The organism is Ensifer sp. ZNC0028 (assembly GCF_000799055.1).
Lineage (GTDB): Bacteria > Pseudomonadota > Alphaproteobacteria > Rhizobiales > Rhizobiaceae > Ensifer.
Genome location: NZ_JTLA01000140.1, coordinates 1 through 17,011 on the forward strand (window position 1 = coordinate 1; position 17,011 = coordinate 17,011).

The following is a 17,011-nucleotide window of genomic DNA, read 5'->3' on the forward strand; positions in this document are numbered from 1 at the left end:
ATAAATTATTTGCATTGATTGAATCTTTAAGTGATAAATCGTTTGCAGAAATACTATCTAAAGTACTAGCCTGAAGAATTGGCTTAATGCTTGTTACACCAGTTCCTGAAGTCGTAACAACATCAAAACAAACTTTCAAAACGCCAGAACCGTTGTTTATATCAACACCGTTACTATTATTTGATGTTTCTGCTGATAAACTTACAGGGTTTGCTGTTTGCGTTAAGTCAATATTTGCATGGATATAATTAACTGCATTACCTTTTAAGGCAACAGTTTCATTCAATAGTTCAAAATACCTCCCGCCTGCAACGATTGATGTGTTAACATATTGCACGTTAAGGGCTGTATTTAATGGACTTTTCCAATCTTTGCGCCTAATTGTTCTATAGCCCATTCCAGTCAACATCATGTATAGTTTTCCGTCATTATTAGAACCGACTGGAAACTCTGTACCATTTGGACTGAAAAACGTGAAGTTTTTAATTGTCATTTTTAACCTTTCTTGAAATTATTTCCGCTTTATCTAAAACTGGGTTATCAGTAATTGATAGCTCTAACAATCTAAATTTTCTACCGCCATAAGGATAACCACCAATTGATACAAATTGTCCGACTTCATACAAGAGCGTGGTCTCGATTCTAAGCGTGTTTTTACTATTATAGTACACTTTACCTTGCAATAGTTCTAAGTGGTCTTTACGAAGCTCTCTATGCCCTTTAAAGCTATCTATTCTATATTTGTCGCCATAAGTAGCTACATACTCATATAACATTCGGTTTGTCTCCACTTCCTACAAAAATAAGTCTATCATTGAACTCTGTTTTAACTCTATCTGCTATATATCCTGAATATAGCTTGCCCTCGTACCAAATATCTACTAAGTCATTAACATACAAAGGAAAAAGTTCATTTTGATTAAAGAATAACCTTGTGACGATTGTAGAGGGAGAAATTTCAACCTTAATAGTAGACAACTCAGGAGGGTTTCCGTGGTCATCTCTATCATAAAACAATGTTTTGGTTGTCCTTACATCTGGCAAGTCTGTTCCGTCTCCATGATAAGTGCTATAATCAATGACATCTCCGTTATTTTTTGCTGTGTACATTTTAGGAGGGTCTGTGTAGTCATCTGTTGCTTTATTTTTAACGAACACAACAGCAAAATTATAAGCTGAACGTTCTACTATTGTTTCCGTGTCCATTGTCACACTTTGCTTAATATCTACCCTTGTCGTGATTCTTTTTCTATTCCAGTTTCTTGAAGCAAAGTTAATGAATAACAAGTTTCTAGGGTCTGTTTCAGATGGAGCGTGTTGAATGGTTGTAGTTGGTTGAAATTGAACCTTGGAAAATATCCTTTTTGCTACATCATGAGCTGATGAAGTTTCCGCTTTACGATTAATCGTAGCCTTTCCAGCAAAGATACTTGAATCAAAGAAATAACCATAACTCATTAAATTATTTTTATTAGGGTCAATTAAATAATTAATTATACCAGAGTTTGTCTTTTTGGCTATTGCGTTTGGAACGTCAAGACTTTCAATCATTGCCCAAAAGTAGTTTTTTAACGTAGCTTTATTACTTTCGTCTACATCGGTCACAAGGTAAACCATATCTAAATTCAGTTTTTTCCTCTTACCTAGAGCTTCTTCAATTGGAACAACTTCAGGAAAAAGTACTTGAACAATATCGCCAACTTCTACCGAAACGGTCAATGTAGCTGATGAAGTGTAAAGATAGCCTGTTTCCCACAGTTCGTAATCAATAACTTGACATCTTGCCTTTGGTATTGGAAGGCCTCTTTTTTCTTTTTTACCATTAGGCATTCTGAAATCAGATATATTGTAATAGTTAGGGTTAAAGTTATCATAAACGTTAGCTTCTAACATTAAATAAAGTCCGCCTTTCTCTTGATTTTAAGCTCTGCCTTACTTAAATTAACTAGCTCCATTTGACCTTTTTCAATTATACGAGTTCTGTATCGCTCAAAGTTCATTACAGGGAATAAGTTTAGTACAGTTGTACCCTTCCAGCCTTGATAAAATTCGTCATTTACATCTGTATTAATTAAAATATAATCTTGTACCTGTTCCGTCTTAAACACAATTGCAGTATATTCGTTTCCAACATCGTCTAAAAATCTAACTCCAGCAGGTGTTTTAGGAAGTTTCGGATATAATACCCCCATAAAACTAAATATTTTTTCTTTTATTTCCCAACGGCTTAAACGGCCTATGTCACTTTCCCCATAATAAGTGTAAGAGGTTCCTTCGATATACTTATAGTCTCCTGGTGCGGTTCCTCCATAAATTTTAGACTTACCAGAAAGAACTTTACCATTTTCAATCATGTCAAAAGTTAAATTTTCGTAAGTATACCACTTTGTAACTACATCGAAAGTTATCTTTTCGCTGAAAGTTCCGTTCTTACCGTAACCCTCTGTCTTTGTGACATCTGCTAAAGCTAAATCAGCATACACCTGAAAAATTTCTGTTTGATATTCAAGTGTAACGAATTTTTTGCTAAGAATATCGTTTACGAAGTCTTTCATTAATTGATAATTTTCTTCTAAACTTTCTCCAAACGTTTCTAGCTTAAACTCTATTTGTGGTTGAGTAATTGAGCGTTTTCCCATTATTCCAATACCATTACTTTGCCAGATGTTATTAGTTGATTGTAACCCTAAATTAGAGGGCTGGTAAAATCTAACTTTTCCATTTGTAACGTCCCAAACTTTGTCGTCTGTTCCGTCTAAGTTAGTATGTATTTTATACTGTCTTACCATTAAGCCCTCCCTAGTTCAAATTCTCGTCTGATTGCACGCGCTAAGTTAGAAACATCTTGACCAGCACCGCCTTGCACGTTAAATGTGTTATATGTTCTATTGTCGCTTGATACACTGTTAGTGCTTAAACCGTAACCGCTAGAAGATAAATTGACATCTGTTAAGCCTACTACCATAGAACCTTTGAATAGTCCGCCAACTTTACTTGCAACCCAATCAATTGAACCTTTGATATTTTTAATTGTATCTGTTACACCTCCAAGAACGCTGTCTATTGTATCTTTGACTCCTCCAAATATTCCGCTAAAGAAGTCGCCAATGCCCTTAAATACTCCTGTTATTGCATCCCAAGCATTTGAAGCAAATTTACCAAAAGCCTCGAATACTCCGCTAACTATATCTTTAGCACCGTCAAACGCTCCCTTAAAGAAATCAGCTACTCCGTTAAATACACCTGAAATTGCATCCCAAGCTTTTGAAGCAAAGCCACCAAGAGCGCTAAACACTCCGCTAACGACACTGCGAACAGAATTGAATATGCCACTAAAGAAGCCTGAAACTGCATTCCATATTGATGAAACTACTCCCCAAGCGCTAGAAGCAAAACTTCCGATTGCACTAAATACTGTTGAAACTACTGATTTTACAGCGTTAAATATACCGCCAAAGAAGCCTGAAACTGCATTCCATACGCCAACCAGTATATCCCAAGCTGAACCAGCAAAGCTACCTATGGCGCTAAATACTGTTGAAACTATTGAACTAACTGCGTTAAATATTACACCAAAGAAACCTGATATGCCGTTCCACGCTCCGATAACTAATTGGTAAGCACCGCGAATAATAGCCAATATAAGTTGGAATGCTAAATTAATTACTGATCCAACTAACCCAAATATAGATTGAAAGAAACTAATTAAAGGTTGGAAAGTTGTAACAAACCAGTTATAAGCACCTGTCACTAAAGAAGCAATGGTTGTAAATACAGTTGTAACAACATTTACTATTCCGTCCCATAGCCCTGTGAAGAACCCTGTAACTCCTGCCCATGCTGTTTGAATACCAGTAACAACAGTTGTCCATAAAGTAGTAAAGAATGTTGTTATTCCGTTCCAAATATTTTGAACACCTTGTACAATTCCACTGAACCAATCGACTAAGCCTTGCCAAATGCCTTTAGCTCCGTCAACTGCTCCGTTCCATATATCAGCAAACCATTGACCAATACCGCTAAAGAATGAAACTATTCCGTCCCATGCACTCTTTAAGAAGTCTACGAAACTACCCCAAACCTTTTTACCTGTTTCGGTTTGAGTGAAGAAGTAAACTAAACCAGCAACAATGGCTGCGATTGCTATGCCAAGAGCCACGAATGGATTCATAGCCATTACAGCATTGAAAGCTCCTTGTATAATTGTACCAGCTTCAACAACCTTATTATATATCTCGACAGCCTTAATGATTCCATCAATAACTTTCAAAGCAACGAATACACTAGCCAAAGCAGCTAAAGCTACTTTTAAAGTATCTATTGCGCTTTTACTTTCACTAATTTTTTGCAGAAAATCAGCTATTTTTTTCGTGACTTCTGAAAATTTACCAGCAAATACAGCTATGCTTTTTGCTACGTTATCTATACTTGTTGCGTTTTTTGTTGTTTCTGTATTTATTCCAATAAATGAATTTATGACATTCCCTATAATAGAAACTATGGAACCAAATGCACTTTTTATGCTATCCCAAGCCTCTAAAAATGCTAAAGTGGCTGCATTTTCTTGCAGTTTTTGAAACAAGTCTTGGAAATACTTAACTACATTTGTTACAGCTTTACCAGCACTTTCGCCCCAGTCAGACATCTGGTCTATTAAGCCACTAATGATAGGTGTTAAAGCGTTCAAAGTAGGCACTAAAGCAATTGACATTGTTTCGTTGAAGCTGTCCCACGCGTCCCCAATAGTTTTGATTCCACCGCCCGAACCTTTAGCCATTTTTTCCATAGCCTTGTTGAGCATATCCATCGAAACAGCGCCTTTTGAAACAGCGTCATTAAAAGAACCGTATTGCTGTAATGAGGGGTTCATTTTCATAACAGTGTCTTTTAAAGAAGAACCAAGAGCTGTGTTGTTATCGGTTAATTGTCCAATATTTTCAGCCGTAACTTTACCAGCTGCCGACATTTGACCGTAAGACTGAACTACACCTTTAAGGTTTTCGCCAGTACCACCAAATGCTTGGTTAGCTTTTACTAATGCTTCTGTTTTACTGACCGCTTTTTTAGCGCTATCGCCTAAACCAATGAACGTTGTTGAAAGTTTTAAAGTATCTTCGGTATTTGCATTTGTATCTTTAGCAAGATTCTGCATAGATTTGCTTACATAGTCAAAGTCTTTTCCATTGCCTTTGAACTTCATTGTATTTTGCAATGAAATCATGGCTTTTTGAGTATCCATTGCGTTAGATACCCAGTCTTTTAAGCCGTTACCGACAGCACTAACAGCACTTGCACCGATTTGTCTGAATGCACCAACAGCAATCTCTCTAAGACCGCTAAAGCGTGACTTCATGCCCTCAATTCCGCTATTAACGCCTTTAGTATCCATTTTAGCGTCAATGTTCCAAGAGCCTGAACTAATAGCACCCTCGACTTGCTTAATTTCGCCCTCTAGCCTATTAGCTTGTGTTTCTACTGTACCTAAATCTCTAGTAAGTTGTAGCCATTTCTTTTGACCTGCTGACGTCCCTTTGTCAACCGTAGAAAGTTCTTCTTTTAATTTTGTTGCTTTGTCACGTGATAAGCCCAACTGCGTTTGTAAGTTCTTCTGCAATTGCGCCATTTTCCCGGTATTTGTGGGGTCAAGTTTTAGAGCTTCACGTAAGTTTTTAGCTTCTCCTCTAAGCCCTGACATTGCGGTATTAACGCCTTTAAGTGAGTTCTCGAATTTCGTTGTATTACCGTATATCTCGACCTCAAATGTTGCATTACTTGCCATTACATACCCTTTCTTTTACGCCTTTTCTCTTTTTCTTTTTCCTCTTTCTTTTTCTCTGCAATAAGTTCGATTATTTTATAAACAAGTTCTAGTTCCATTTCCATGAACTGTGTTATATCAATTTCATTATTGCCCAAAACAGTCAAAAGTTCTAAAGTTTTATTTTCCCTTACAGTATCTTTCTTTTTCTTAATCAATGAACTAGAAGAAAAGAAGACTGTATCGTCTTCCGTTTCCTCTTTTTCTTTAATAAAAACAGTTTTACAGAAGATATTGATTAACTCGTTAGTTGTAGGAAGCTCTGTTTTATCATCTAAGGCGTTTTGCATTCCTCCGTTACAATCTACCCAAAGTATCAATAACTTGTCTGTAAAGCTCTCCATTTGCTCTGTAAAGTCATCAGGAATATATCCAGCGACAAAAGAATTTTGTAGGTCTGCAAAGTCTTTTAAATCTGTAATAAAGTCTGAACCAGTTAGTTCTAAGTATCTAATTGCATGTTTTAAAATCATTTACAGTCCTTTCAGCTCATTAAATTTCTTTCTGCCATAATTCGACAAGTTCTTTAAGCCCTTTACCGTCAGTATCGAACTCGAAGCTAGAACGGAAGTCAGAGAAGTCACTTTTAGCTTTTACAATGTTATCTTGAAAAAGAGCCAAGTATAGACCATATTGAACGAACTCCATTAGGTCAGTAATTTCTCCGTCTTCTTTTTTAAGTTCTGTATCCATTGCCTTTTGTTGTTGGAAAAGGTCTTTACCTGTAATCATTTTAAATTTACGTGCTGTACTCAATTGTTTTGCCATTTTATTTTATATTCCTTTACTTAATCTATTTTTAGTCTTATGAATGGTCAGTTACTGAAACTCCTGCGGTAACATCTTTATAACCCTCAGCGGAGAACTTTACGTTATAGGCACCTGGAGCAAGTTGTCCGTTTGTTGCTACTTTTCCATTTGCGTCATTAATCACTGATGTTACTTTTACAGTTCCACCATTAGAATCTTTCAAAGTGGCAGGCACTACGATTCTTCCGTCATTATGACCCTTTGTAGCAGTAGTCACATTAGGAATAACAGGAGCTACGAGTGTAATTCCACCAGCTAGAACTGTATCAGGTTGCATAATGAATAAACCACTTTCCATTTTCTTGACGAAATCTTTTGCTTGTTCTCCCCAAATTTCGTACTCAATAGCAGGGACTTTTTTACCGCCATTCAAATAAATATCTGACTCAGTCGCTTGTACTGCCAAAGTCCATTGGATAGGGTCTACACCGTCAACTGAATCTGTTTCTGATTCTTTTGTTGCTTCTGCTGTTGGTCTCAAATTTGGATAAACGACTACGCGATAACCGTCAACAAATTCCCCTGTAACTTTATCACGCTTACGCCCTTTAATAAGGTATTGAACACATTTCGTTTTCCAATTACCAGTAGGAGACCAACCCAAGCCATTTTCTGTTCTTTGTTGACCTAAAATGTCTTCTTTAAGCGATTGGTCTGTTTGAATGAATACCATTTCGCCTTGAAGTAAGGTAGCACCTTTTTTCACTCCATGGTCTGGCACGTCATCAGCTGGATAGCTGTTAGTCTCCGCTTGGTCTTCCATTGCGCCAACTGATACTAAACCAGTTACAATTTTATGGTTAGTAAACTCTGGTTTTCCGTTACTTCCCTTGGCCATATCAGCTACGATTAGAGCTTCATTACCAAAGAAAATCTCACGTGAGTTATAATCTAATTTCATTTTTTATTTTCCTTTTTATTTTTTTATGCAGTACGTTTCCAATAATATATTGTCGTTGAACCAATTACTGCTGAACCGATATTTTCCCATGCAATCCTAAATATATATTAATCAATATCAATATTCCACATGCAAACAGGATATATTAAATCTTGTAACTGTGACATAATTTGAGCCATTGAGTATTTGTTAGGGTGTATCGATCCATAAGTAACGCCATCTGAATTTAAAGCTGACCATGTTTTTATAGACATATCATTATGTGCGTAAGTTCTCGCTGTAAAATCAGCAAACGCACACTCGTATTTACGACATAATTCTTGTATTATAGGTCTAACATTTTGAAACCACTCTACATAGGTTCTCCCAGTATTATAAACTGTTCCAACTGTTGGCAAAGTGATGATAATAGCCAAATCTTTTACGGTTTTATTATAAGCTGGTCTACCATTAACACTTGTATTTCCTCTTATTCTTTTCAATCCTTCTTCCATATTTGTTTTAAATAAGTTTAATCTTTGTTCTAGTGTTAACCCAGCGAACTTCGTATGGTTTTTATCAGCGTCATTCATTCCCCATCCAATTATTAAAAGGTCTGGGTTATGTTCCATCGATGTTTGTAAAAAACCATTAGGGTATTTTTGTAAATAGTAAGGCAAAGCATAAGTTGGGTTTCCTACCCATTCATTCGTATTTCTACCACCAAAACCATTGTTTAGTATTGATAATTTTTTTAAATCATAATTCCCTGCCTTCATTATTTTTTTAAGTGCATAATCTTTCATGCCAAAAAAAGTATCTTGAACCGATGATAGTGGAGCGTAACCAGCAGTTATACTATCTCCGTCTAATGCTATTGATATATTATTTACACCGTCATAAATTTTCTCATACCAATGCTCTAAATATTCATGTCCCCAAATAGGTGTAACTGGATATTTGTAATAATCAAACGCAGTAGTAGTTGTTGTAACAGTGTCATTACTTACTGACGGGGTATAATTTACCATTTTTTGAAAACTATCTAAATTACTCGGTACGTTGTTAGTGGATGAAGTGTAATTTAAAACTTGCATGTCTGCTAATATCATGTCAATATCAGATTGTGTAAGAGGTTTTAATCTAACATACCCTTGAATAGCATATATTCCATTTGCGTTTATATTTTTTTCGTTTGTAACAGTAACACTCTCACATTTCAAAGTATTGCTATTAAATTTAACTAATTCTAATCTTAAATATTTTGAGTTAGTATATTTTAAAATAGAACCCTTATTTAATGTCATTTTTTGAGTTGAAAAGTATGTCTTGTTAATATCTTTTGAAGCACTACCAACACTATATTTTCCATATGTTACAGTCAAGTCAATATCAACTAACATTCTATCTTTGAGAAATTTTAATTCATCTTCAATAATGTCTATTTTGTCTGTAGTTGAAATATATGATGTAAAAATAAAATTTGATTTTGTCGTTGCAACATCTTCTCCCATTTTTCCAAAACCAGTTTTGGCAGTTTGAAAAGCAATTTTGCCAATATGCTTTATACTCATTCCATTTTTTACTTCGCCATAGCGTAAAAAAGCACCATTTTTATCATATAAAAAATATTTATAAAGTGTATAATTAGTTGGATTTTTAATATTTAATTCAACAGTACCGCTAATATCAAACTTTACAGTTCTATTCATAGACTCATTAATAACTGTTTCGCCATTATTATCATTATATTTACCAACTTCCCAAGCAACATTTAAAGTTGTTGGTGTTAAACTGTTCGCTTGTGCTTCGGTAGCCTTTGCCATTGCATTTTTGGCTTCACTTTCAGCTTGTTTTGCTGTTTCTTGAGCAGTTGTTACATTTTGATTTGTGATTAATAAATCTGATTGTTCAGCTTTTGTTGAAATTGCAATCCCTTGCCTGCTGACATCAGCTTGTAAGTTGTTCAAGTCTGTTTGATTGGCTTTAAGCTCAATATTGCTCTTGTTTGATTCAGTTTGAGCATGTAAGTCATTCAACTCACTACGCATTACTTGTGGCATATTTTCCAATAATAATTTTGTAAAATCATCAATCTTATTATTTACTTCTTGAGCTAAATCTGTAACCGTAGAATTATCTGATATAAACGTAAGGTTCTTGCTGACGATAACCTGCTCTTTATCTTCATTGAGAAGTATTAAGTTCGCTTCAATAACTCCAGTTTCTGTCATTTCGGTAGGAATTACTAAAATAAACTCTCCCTTAGTTAAGTTTTCAGGAGGAATCATAACAAAACCTGAATTACTGCTATTAGTATATTGATATGTAAGTTTTAATGAATGGCCAGTCAAATCAATTTCGCCTCCATTATCAAGTATTTTAATTGACAATGTTCTAGCGTTGACGTCGCCTTGCATTATTTGAATTGGTTGTGGGAAGCCTTTATTGACCGTATCCCATACAATCGCTCTATTTTTAAAATTATCTAAACTCATTAAAAAATACCATTATTGTTAATTTCAATCAAATGTAATTAAACCACTTTCTACTTTTATAATTTCATTGAATTAGCATAAATAGCGCCTTTTTTCAATGTTGTTTTAACGTCTTGCATACCTTTTTTATTTCTTAAAAAGTACATACCATGATAACCGCTAGTATAATTAGCTCTAGTACCTGCGTCAATAACTATTTTATCGCCTTTTTTAACTTGTTTTAAGTTACTTGATAATTGACCAGTATTTTGGTATCTAGCATAAGTATAGGTGTGACCATGACTTCTAATTAATCTAGTTCTTCGGCTTGCACTATTCGCTTTAGCTTTAAATTCTGCTTCAAACCAGTCGCCCATGCGTTCTGTTACTTTAGTTTGCATTTCTTTAGCTATGCTTGCTGTATTAAGTAAATTCATTGCCATGCTTGACCACCTGCACCACAAGGCAAATAAACAGTACCAGTATAATTGTACAAATGGCTATTCTCTGACCAGTTCGTCATATTCCAACCGTTTTGTAAAACATTTCCGACTAGTTCTACAAGTTCATCGTCAACATCTTTAACAGATAAAACAACTTGATAATAGTAACCCATGACAAAGCTCGTATTATCCATTTTAATGACCTTTGAGTCACTAAGTGATAAATATACCGTCTTGTCTTCTATCGTGTCCTTAACACCTAAAATAACGTCATTTAGAGGCATTGTAAGCAAATTGTTGTACCAATCTATATAAGAATCAAATTCCATTGCTTACTACCCCCTCTAAAATCATCTTGTTATTCTTAGGGTTTCTTTCCCATGTTGTACGCTTGAAAGTTTCGCCTTTTTCGTCCAAGAAATAGTTGAAAATCAAGTCTTCCATTTCTCCGATTCCGTTAAGCTCGTATCTTACGTTTTTACCTAGCCCAATCATAGAAAACTCATCAAGCCTTGTCTGACTAATTCTCTGTTTAACTGCTGGTAAAACGATAGGCTTTATAACATTAGCTTCTGCACCGTTCTTCTTCTTAACAGTCGTTTCTACCTGTAATGTAACTTGTGAGAATATCATTAAATACCTCCATAATACATTAACTCTTGCAAAGAAGCCAAACGTTTCATTTCAGCATTTCGCCATTGTTCTGCTGGTTCATCAACAATATTAAGCCGACAATAACAAGAAATAAAGTCTTTAACTAATACGCTTGTTTCGTCAGCTTTAATACCATTTTTTTCTAGCAATTTAATAGCTATTGAACGGAATAAGATAAGTTTACTATCATAAGCTGTTACTAAAATCGGAATACCACAATAGACCTTAATATAATCTATCATTTACTTCCTCCATTTTATTCTTATGCTACTGTAATTACTGCACCAGCGTTATAAGTTTCAACATGACCGCTTGTTAGTGTTTCTACCAAAATCATGTTGCTGTTAGTTTTCCATTCAAAGGCATCAACTTTTGTAAGGTCTTGCATGTCAATGTGATACTTTTGGTCTACCAATACAGTAGGTTTGAGTGCTTTTGAACCTGTATAGACAATAATTTCATCTACTCCAACTTCAGAGGCAATTTCAGCGTCATCATTTTTAATACGAACGTGAGCATTTGCAGTTGCTTGACGTAACTCATCTAACAAGGCTTTACGGTCTTCTGCTTTAACAATCAAATAACGACGTCCAGCAGTAGGGCGAACAAAGTCAACCGCTTCTTCAATAGCGTCAGCAAATGGAGTTTTGCCAGCTGATTTGGCTTTTGTAGTAATCTTTTTGATTTTTTTGACGTCTGCTTCTTTTTCAATTGATTTAAAACCGTTTGTTCCGTCACCCTCAATAAGCGCAAGGTCAACAATTTTATTAACAATAGCTTGTGTAAGTTCCGCTACAATCAAGTTGTAAAGTTCAGAATATGACATTTGAAGTCGTTTAACACGTTCAGCAAGTGATTGCAATTTATAAACCATTACAGGTTCAAGAGTATCAATAGTGAGAGCTGCAGCCTGTTCTACTTTTTGTTGTCCGTCTTTGTGGAGATTTGCTTCATTAGCTGAATCAAATGAGCGTGATACGAGCAAAGCGCCGACATTTGTAACACGGAATACTTTGAACACTGGGTTAGTATTTAACAAAACTGTGTTGATTGAATCAACCAATTTACGTGGAAGCTCAAAAGTTTTATCTGTGATAGTTACACCATTTTCAGCAAGTTTTGCGCTCCAAGCGTTTTTAATTTCTGATTTTCCAGAGTTCTTTTTCAATACATCAAAAAATTCTGTTACAGCGTTTTGTGATTCAATAAAGTTTGTCATTTTATCTTTTCCTTTTGGTTTTTCTTCCTGTGCGTTAAGTTCATTCTCAATTTTGATAATTTCAATTGAATTTTCTGAAAGTGTTTTTTCCAATTCTTGTACTTTTGGCAAGTCTTCAATTGCATTTTTTACTTCAAAGCCACTAATTTGAGATTTTAAAGATACGTTATTTTCTTTAAGTTCTGCCAAGCGGTTCTGTTTTTCGATTAAATCAGGTTTATTCATATTTCTTTTTAATATCCTCAATTTCTTTCAAAGCGTTACGGCTTTCAATAATTTTGTTACGTTCTTCTGTGAGTTCTTCGCCCAATGCATTTTGAATAAACTTTGCGTTAGGGTCAGCTGGTACTGAAACAAGAGAAATCTCTTTAAACTGTGCTTTATTTACAACTAGAGCATCATTTTCATTAAACTCATAATCTGTAATGTAATAGGCAATTGATAGTGAATCAAACGCTCCATTTTCCACAGCTTTGTTAATGTTTGGTGCATTGTCGTAAAGCGTAAAGTCAGTCAGGTATTTATTAGAAGCTAAGTCATAATAAACTTTCGCGTCCCCAATTACTTCACTAGATCCAGCTCCGTGTTCATATAGCAATGGATATCGTTCTCTAGCAAACTCAATGCAGTTAGGGGTCAAGATAATACCGTTACGATTCTCTACGCCAACTTCTGAACCAATGCCTTGGAACGACTTAGAACCGTCCTCGTTTTCAGTTACTTTAATTTCAGCACTATTGGTTATTAGTTTCATCTGTGCTTGTTACGTCCTTTCTATTGCCTTGTAAATCACTTAGGTTTTTAACAGCAACTGCGTTAAGGTTTGTGACATAAATATCTCCGCCCTCGATTGGTTGCTCGCCCATTTTAACAAGAAGTTGATTCTGTGTAAAAATAGGAGCGTTGATATTTTCGTGATACAAGTCAATTAATTCTTTCAAAGTTGCAAACTTGAATAGCTGGTTATCTACGATTATGCGTTCATAATATAAATTATCCTTAACTACTCGTCTGCGGTTTGTTGAAATCAGTTTATAAGTCAGTTCCTTTTCAAGTTGAATCAGTAAAGGAATGATAGTAGAGTTATAAAAATAAATTTGTTGTTCTTGCGTAGCAGTACCAAGCAAAATATTTTCATTCATAAAGTAGCCTGTCAAAAGTTCCGATTTAATAAGGTCAATTTCATCTTTGTTTAAAACGGAATAATCTTTTTTAAGTTCTACAATTTCCGTCTTGTTATCAACTGGTGTCAAACCATTGTAACTCGAACCCTCTTGCATGTTCTTTATTGTTGTTAAGGCTTTTTCTCGATACTCTTGCGTATTATCAATATCAAGAAAGGCATTAATTTTCAACAAGCCACGCAATTTACCTTGTTCCAGCTTAGTTTGAATACTAGCTAGAGCATTATCTAAAATACTTGTATCCTCATTGATATAAAAAGGACTGATAAGCCTTACTAATTCTTCAGGTTTATATTCTTTTTTATCGTTAGCAAATAGTAGGTCTAATAGATCTCCTGTTTCACTATCAAATATAGGGTACAGGTCAACATAGCGCGTGCATAGCAACTTTTTAATTACTTTCTGCCAAAACTCCATGCTATTGTGTTCGCCCTTAGAACTCCAGTTTAGAACCTCGTCTAAGTCAGAACCTGCCATACTAATCAAAGTATCAGAACCAACATCAGACTTTTTATATTTAACATGATTAAATTCTACTTTTGTTATTTCATTAGCGATTTTATTATGAATGTTAGTCACAAAGGCACTTGTATATTCTACCGCTTCGTTTTGCCACGCTGTAACTCTTTGAGTATCATTGTTTAGCTTTCCACGTGAAAATGATACCACTTTTCCGAATAAGTTCAATTTTTCCCCTTTCTACCATAAACTCACACCTTTCCCACGTTTATACTCGCTTGTCTTCTTGTTATGGCAAGACTTACAAAGGAGTTGTAGGTTATCAGGGTTCAGCGCTATTTTCCAATCATCAAGATTTTCCCAAGTTAGTTCTATAATATGGTCTACTTCGTATTTTTTAGCACCGAATGCGCCACATCTTACGCAAGTCATCTTATCACGTTGTCTTACATAATCACGGACAGCCAACCATTCTTTTTTATTATACCAACCACTTTCTCGAACTGTGTCAACATTATACTTCATCTGACACCGCCATTTCTAAAGCCATTGTCAAAGCAACAGTAGGGTCAATTTTATCTTTTTCAAGTTTTTTAGTATACATATAGTCCCCATTTTGTCCGATTTTAACAGCAGTATTATTTAAAGCCCACTGCATGACTTTTTGGTTATGGATAAGTTTATTTTCCGCTAACTTAGATTTTAATAGCTTGATATAGTCACTCATTGAGAAACCTTGTCGAATTGCTCTTTGGTTGTCTCCATCTTTGTCAAAGAAATAACGCTCAATCAGCCCTTTTAAAATTTCATAGCGAGCTGGGTCGTATCCGACTTTTCTAAGTCTGCACCCTGTTTTGGTTCTAAAGTCATTAATATGCGGTATTAAGTCGTTCACATTGATGTATTCCGTATCAAGTAAGATTAGTTCGCCTCTGTCAACGAATTCAGTCCATAACTCTTGTTGTTCTGTGTCCAGTTGCTCATATTGAGACCGTACAGAGAAAGTTAGCGTATGGCTGTAAGTTTTACCCTCTAACTCACAAACGAACGATACAGCGGTTAAATCGCCAATTAAGGATAGGTCAATTCCGACATAAGTTCTATTTTTATTAAATACAGATAAATTAAAGTCTGTTAGTTTAGTGTCTTGCGGAGTGAAGTAGTAAGCTGTATCCTGCATAGGTAAGCCCATATTAAACGCTAAGAACTTATTCTGTAACGCTGGGTCTCCTTGCGCAAGCTCGTACTCCTCAATAACTCCTGACCACTTAGGAACATTGCCAATAAGTGGTAAAGCCATAGTCCAATTCTTTTTATCTTTGACCTGCTCATGATTTTCTAGCATGTAAAGCAAGCCGAATGACCTATCATTGTAAAATTCTTCTTCTGATTTGAATCGTTCAACAAGTTTATCATAAAGTCCGTCGCGTTTAAGTCCGCCAGAAGTGATGTAAATACTTTGCCAGTTATCTTGTTTTTGACGTGAACCTTTATTAACTGACTCTGTTATATCCTCGCCATAGGTATGGACTTCATCAAATATATTAAGGGAACTGTTACCACCTTGCGCTCGTAAAGTATCATTTGTTTGCTTTTTAAAAGTGGTTTTGAAAGACGTAAATTCTAGCCCTTGTTTTGTACTCTTGAAAATCTTGTTTTCATTGTACACTCTTAATGTATCACTTGCTTCCGTTTGATTCCTAACTTGGTCAAATACGTGTCTAGCCTGTGTATTATCGTATGCAATAACTAGACTTTCTCCGCCATATTGTCCGCCTAAAATCATCCAGTTAAGCACGCGCGTAGCCATTAAACTAGACTTACCTGATCCACGGCCTAAATTAAGAAAAATCTCATTAATTAGGTTGACTTGAACACCTTTTTCATCAACCATATCATAGCCTAACATTAACTCATACCACCATTTTTGTGTTGGAAGTAGCTCAATTTTCATCAGGTTACCAGTAGTCAGGTAGAAGTTGTCTTCTATCCATTCAATAGCTTGCGTAACACGGTCATAGCGATAAATATATTTGTTATGAATACGTATTTGCTTCTGAATAGTCTTGCGAATGTACTTATTAATAATAATGCCGTTTTCTTTGTTGTATTCCAACATTTTATTTAAATAATACATTCATTCCCTTTCTATTCAAATACTGATTGCAAATATTCATCTGAATATGGACACCAACCTTCGTCATCAGTCATTTCTTTTTTAAGTTGTTTCCAGTTTGAAAACTGACCAATAATAGAATCGTTGTCTCCACACGTCTCACAATAATCTTCAACTTCTTCTAATTCTTTTTCTGAAGTATTTTCTGACATCAGATAAAGTCCTCCGCCCAAATGGTCTTCAACTACCCAATATTTTTTCATTCAAACCCCTCTGGGACTTTGATTTCTGGCGTTTTATACTTACTTAGCTTATAGTCGTCAAGTTCTTCAATTTTAGCTTTAAGGTCATGAGCACTTGATTCTTCCTGTTGCAATCTCCGCCATTCAGTAGGGTTATAAAGTTCAGGGTTTCCAGCCTTAGCAACCATCATTGCTACCAAGCTATCTTTATCAAGTTCTTTCTCTTTAACCTTTACTTTTTCAACGTTTCCGTCAGCGTCATATATTGTTTCTGTTTCTTTTAGCGTTCTGACTGTCAGTTTGCTCGCTAAGGCACTTTCGGCTAGTTCTAATAGATTTCCCCTAGCAATGCTTTTAGCTTCGTCATACGCCTTTATATTGTCATCTCGCCACTTTCTAAAAGTTTTAGCCGAACAATGCAAACTGGTGTAGATTTCTCTGTCATTACAGCCTGATTCAATTTTATCAATGATTTGGCTAAAAAGCGGTTCTTCATACATCTTAGGTAAAATTGTGGGTCTGCCACCTTTTTGTGTTTGCATATTATCCTTTCTTTTAAATGTGGTTATATCGTTTAAAGCCTATATTTTCGTTCCTGTGAGCGTTAAGTTAATTAGACTTAAATTATATCGTAATGATATAAACACGCTCATACGAGCCAAAATATTAGCATATAGCCATATAATTTCCTTTTTATTTGAGATTTAGC

The 17,011-nt window shown here is 35.3% G+C and carries 20 protein-coding genes; all 20 read right to left on the reverse strand.

Translation table 11 applies throughout. The features are described from left to right. A partial coding sequence (locus L981_RS29095; protein ID WP_043624912.1) for a hypothetical protein occupies nt 1-493 on the reverse strand: 493 nt, incomplete at its 3' end. Further along, entirely contained in the window at nt 483-776 is a 294-nt protein-coding gene (locus L981_RS29100; RefSeq protein WP_036853158.1) for a hypothetical protein, read from the reverse strand. The genes L981_RS29095 and L981_RS29100, both read right to left, overlap by 11 nt. Then, nucleotides 766-1,893 carry a hypothetical protein gene (locus L981_RS29105; protein WP_036853157.1) on the reverse strand — a complete coding sequence of 376 codons (1,128 nt, stop codon included), beginning with the start codon at nt 1,891-1,893 and terminating at the stop codon, nt 766-768. Before L981_RS29105 ends, L981_RS29100 begins: the two co-directional genes overlap by 11 nt. Further along, nucleotides 1,893-2,789, reverse strand: a complete 897-nt coding sequence (locus tag L981_RS29110) for a phage distal tail protein domain-containing protein (protein WP_036853156.1) — start codon at nt 2,787-2,789, stop codon at nt 1,893-1,895. Before L981_RS29110 ends, L981_RS29105 begins: the two co-directional genes overlap by 1 nt. Further along, nucleotides 2,789-5,779 (reverse strand): tape measure protein, encoded by a 2,991-nt coding sequence (locus tag L981_RS29115; protein ID WP_036853155.1) that lies wholly within the window; start codon nt 5,777-5,779, stop codon nt 2,789-2,791. Before L981_RS29115 ends, L981_RS29110 begins: the two co-directional genes overlap by 1 nt. Next, nucleotides 5,779-6,291 (reverse strand): hypothetical protein, encoded by a 513-nt coding sequence (locus L981_RS29120; protein WP_036853154.1) that lies wholly within the window; start codon nt 6,289-6,291, stop codon nt 5,779-5,781. Before L981_RS29120 ends, L981_RS29115 begins: the two co-directional genes overlap by 1 nt. 19 nt (nt 6,292-6,310) lie before the next feature. Beyond that, entirely contained in the window at nt 6,311-6,586 is a 276-nt protein-coding gene (locus L981_RS29125) for a hypothetical protein (RefSeq protein WP_015979526.1), read from the reverse strand. Nucleotides 6,587-6,623: 37 nt separating this feature from the next. Then, a complete protein-coding gene (locus L981_RS34070) occupies nt 6,624-7,529 on the reverse strand; it encodes a phage tail tube protein (RefSeq protein WP_036853153.1) in 906 nt (301 codons plus the stop codon). 107 nt (nt 7,530-7,636) lie between these two features. Beyond that, nucleotides 7,637-10,006 carry an SGNH/GDSL hydrolase family protein gene (locus L981_RS34785; protein WP_052080622.1) on the reverse strand — a complete coding sequence of 790 codons (2,370 nt, stop codon included), beginning with the start codon at nt 10,004-10,006 and terminating at the stop codon, nt 7,637-7,639. Between the two features lie 56 nt (nt 10,007-10,062). Continuing rightward, complete coding sequence (locus L981_RS34080; protein ID WP_036853152.1) at nt 10,063-10,428, reverse strand: hypothetical protein; 366 nt, start codon at nt 10,426-10,428, stop codon at nt 10,063-10,065. Further along, a complete protein-coding gene (locus tag L981_RS35700; protein WP_036853151.1) occupies nt 10,419-10,757 on the reverse strand; it encodes a hypothetical protein in 339 nt (112 codons plus the stop codon). The genes L981_RS34080 and L981_RS35700 overlap by 10 nt, the downstream gene beginning before the upstream one ends. Beyond that, a complete protein-coding gene (locus L981_RS29150) occupies nt 10,747-11,061 on the reverse strand; it encodes a hypothetical protein (protein WP_036853150.1) in 315 nt (104 codons plus the stop codon). The genes L981_RS35700 and L981_RS29150 overlap by 11 nt, the downstream gene beginning before the upstream one ends. Continuing rightward, nucleotides 11,061-11,324 carry a hypothetical protein gene (locus L981_RS29155; protein ID WP_002820020.1) on the reverse strand — a complete coding sequence of 88 codons (264 nt, stop codon included), beginning with the start codon at nt 11,322-11,324 and terminating at the stop codon, nt 11,061-11,063. Before L981_RS29155 ends, L981_RS29150 begins: the two co-directional genes overlap by 1 nt. Before the next feature lie 20 nt (nt 11,325-11,344). Next, entirely contained in the window at nt 11,345-12,526 is a 1,182-nt protein-coding gene (locus L981_RS29160; protein ID WP_036853149.1) for a hypothetical protein, read from the reverse strand. Next, nucleotides 12,519-13,055: an HK97 family phage prohead protease gene (locus L981_RS29165; RefSeq protein WP_036853148.1), complete on the reverse strand. Its 537-nt coding sequence runs from the start codon at nt 13,053-13,055 to the stop codon at nt 12,519-12,521. Before L981_RS29165 ends, L981_RS29160 begins: the two co-directional genes overlap by 8 nt. Further along, nucleotides 13,036-14,172 carry a phage portal protein gene (locus L981_RS29170; protein WP_036853147.1) on the reverse strand — a complete coding sequence of 379 codons (1,137 nt, stop codon included), beginning with the start codon at nt 14,170-14,172 and terminating at the stop codon, nt 13,036-13,038. The genes L981_RS29165 and L981_RS29170 overlap by 20 nt, the downstream gene beginning before the upstream one ends. Nucleotides 14,173-14,184: 12 nt before the next feature. Beyond that, nucleotides 14,185-14,469 (reverse strand): HNH endonuclease, encoded by a 285-nt coding sequence (locus tag L981_RS29175; RefSeq protein ID WP_036853146.1) that lies wholly within the window; start codon nt 14,467-14,469, stop codon nt 14,185-14,187. Continuing rightward, the gene (locus L981_RS29180) at nt 14,459-16,081 is read right to left on the reverse strand and encodes a terminase TerL endonuclease subunit (RefSeq protein WP_043008791.1); all 1,623 of its coding nucleotides are present in this window, start codon (nt 16,079-16,081) and stop codon (nt 14,459-14,461) included. Before L981_RS29180 ends, L981_RS29175 begins: the two co-directional genes overlap by 11 nt. 11 nt (nt 16,082-16,092) lie before the next feature. After that, nucleotides 16,093-16,323 (reverse strand): hypothetical protein, encoded by a 231-nt coding sequence (locus L981_RS33480; RefSeq protein WP_036853254.1) that lies wholly within the window; start codon nt 16,321-16,323, stop codon nt 16,093-16,095. Beyond that, nucleotides 16,320-16,844 (reverse strand): bacteriophage terminase small subunit, encoded by a 525-nt coding sequence (locus L981_RS29185; protein ID WP_036853255.1) that lies wholly within the window; start codon nt 16,842-16,844, stop codon nt 16,320-16,322. The genes L981_RS33480 and L981_RS29185 overlap by 4 nt, the downstream gene beginning before the upstream one ends. Nucleotides 16,845-17,011 lie beyond the last annotated feature (167 nt).

Bases quoted from the DNA above. Each gene is read 5' to 3' on its own strand.
- L981_RS29160 (WP_036853149.1), bottom strand. From the start codon at position 12,526: ATGAATAAACCTGATTTAATCGAAAAACAGAACCGCTTGGCAGAACTT.
- L981_RS29115 (WP_036853155.1), bottom strand. From the start codon at position 5,779: ATGGCAAGTAATGCAACATTTGAGGTCGAGATATACGGTAATACAACG.
- L981_RS33480 (WP_036853254.1), bottom strand. From the start codon at position 16,323: ATGAAAAAATATTGGGTAGTTGAAGACCATTTGGGCGGAGGACTTTAT.
- L981_RS29165 (WP_036853148.1), bottom strand. From the start codon at position 13,055: ATGAAACTAATAACCAATAGTGCTGAAATTAAAGTAACTGAAAACGAG.
- L981_RS29100 (WP_036853158.1), bottom strand. From the start codon at position 776: ATGTTATATGAGTATGTAGCTACTTATGGCGACAAATATAGAATAGAT.
- L981_RS34070 (WP_036853153.1), bottom strand. From the start codon at position 7,529: ATGAAATTAGATTATAACTCACGTGAGATTTTCTTTGGTAATGAAGCT.
- L981_RS29185 (WP_036853255.1), bottom strand. From the start codon at position 16,844: ATGCAAACACAAAAAGGTGGCAGACCCACAATTTTACCTAAGATGTAT.
- L981_RS29180 (WP_043008791.1), bottom strand. From the start codon at position 16,081: ATGTATTATTTAAATAAAATGTTGGAATACAACAAAGAAAACGGCATT.
- L981_RS29125 (WP_015979526.1), bottom strand. From the start codon at position 6,586: ATGGCAAAACAATTGAGTACAGCACGTAAATTTAAAATGATTACAGGT.
- L981_RS29105 (WP_036853157.1), bottom strand. From the start codon at position 1,893: ATGTTAGAAGCTAACGTTTATGATAACTTTAACCCTAACTATTACAAT.
- L981_RS34080 (WP_036853152.1), bottom strand. From the start codon at position 10,428: ATGGCAATGAATTTACTTAATACAGCAAGCATAGCTAAAGAAATGCAA.
- L981_RS29150 (WP_036853150.1), bottom strand. From the start codon at position 11,061: ATGATATTCTCACAAGTTACATTACAGGTAGAAACGACTGTTAAGAAG.
- L981_RS29120 (WP_036853154.1), bottom strand. From the start codon at position 6,291: ATGATTTTAAAACATGCAATTAGATACTTAGAACTAACTGGTTCAGAC.
- L981_RS29110 (WP_036853156.1), bottom strand. From the start codon at position 2,789: ATGGTAAGACAGTATAAAATACATACTAACTTAGACGGAACAGACGAC.
- L981_RS29155 (WP_002820020.1), bottom strand. From the start codon at position 11,324: ATGATAGATTATATTAAGGTCTATTGTGGTATTCCGATTTTAGTAACA.
- L981_RS34785 (WP_052080622.1), bottom strand. From the start codon at position 10,006: ATGAGTTTAGATAATTTTAAAAATAGAGCGATTGTATGGGATACGGTC.
- L981_RS35700 (WP_036853151.1), bottom strand. From the start codon at position 10,757: ATGGAATTTGATTCTTATATAGATTGGTACAACAATTTGCTTACAATG.
- L981_RS29175 (WP_036853146.1), bottom strand. From the start codon at position 14,469: ATGAAGTATAATGTTGACACAGTTCGAGAAAGTGGTTGGTATAATAAA.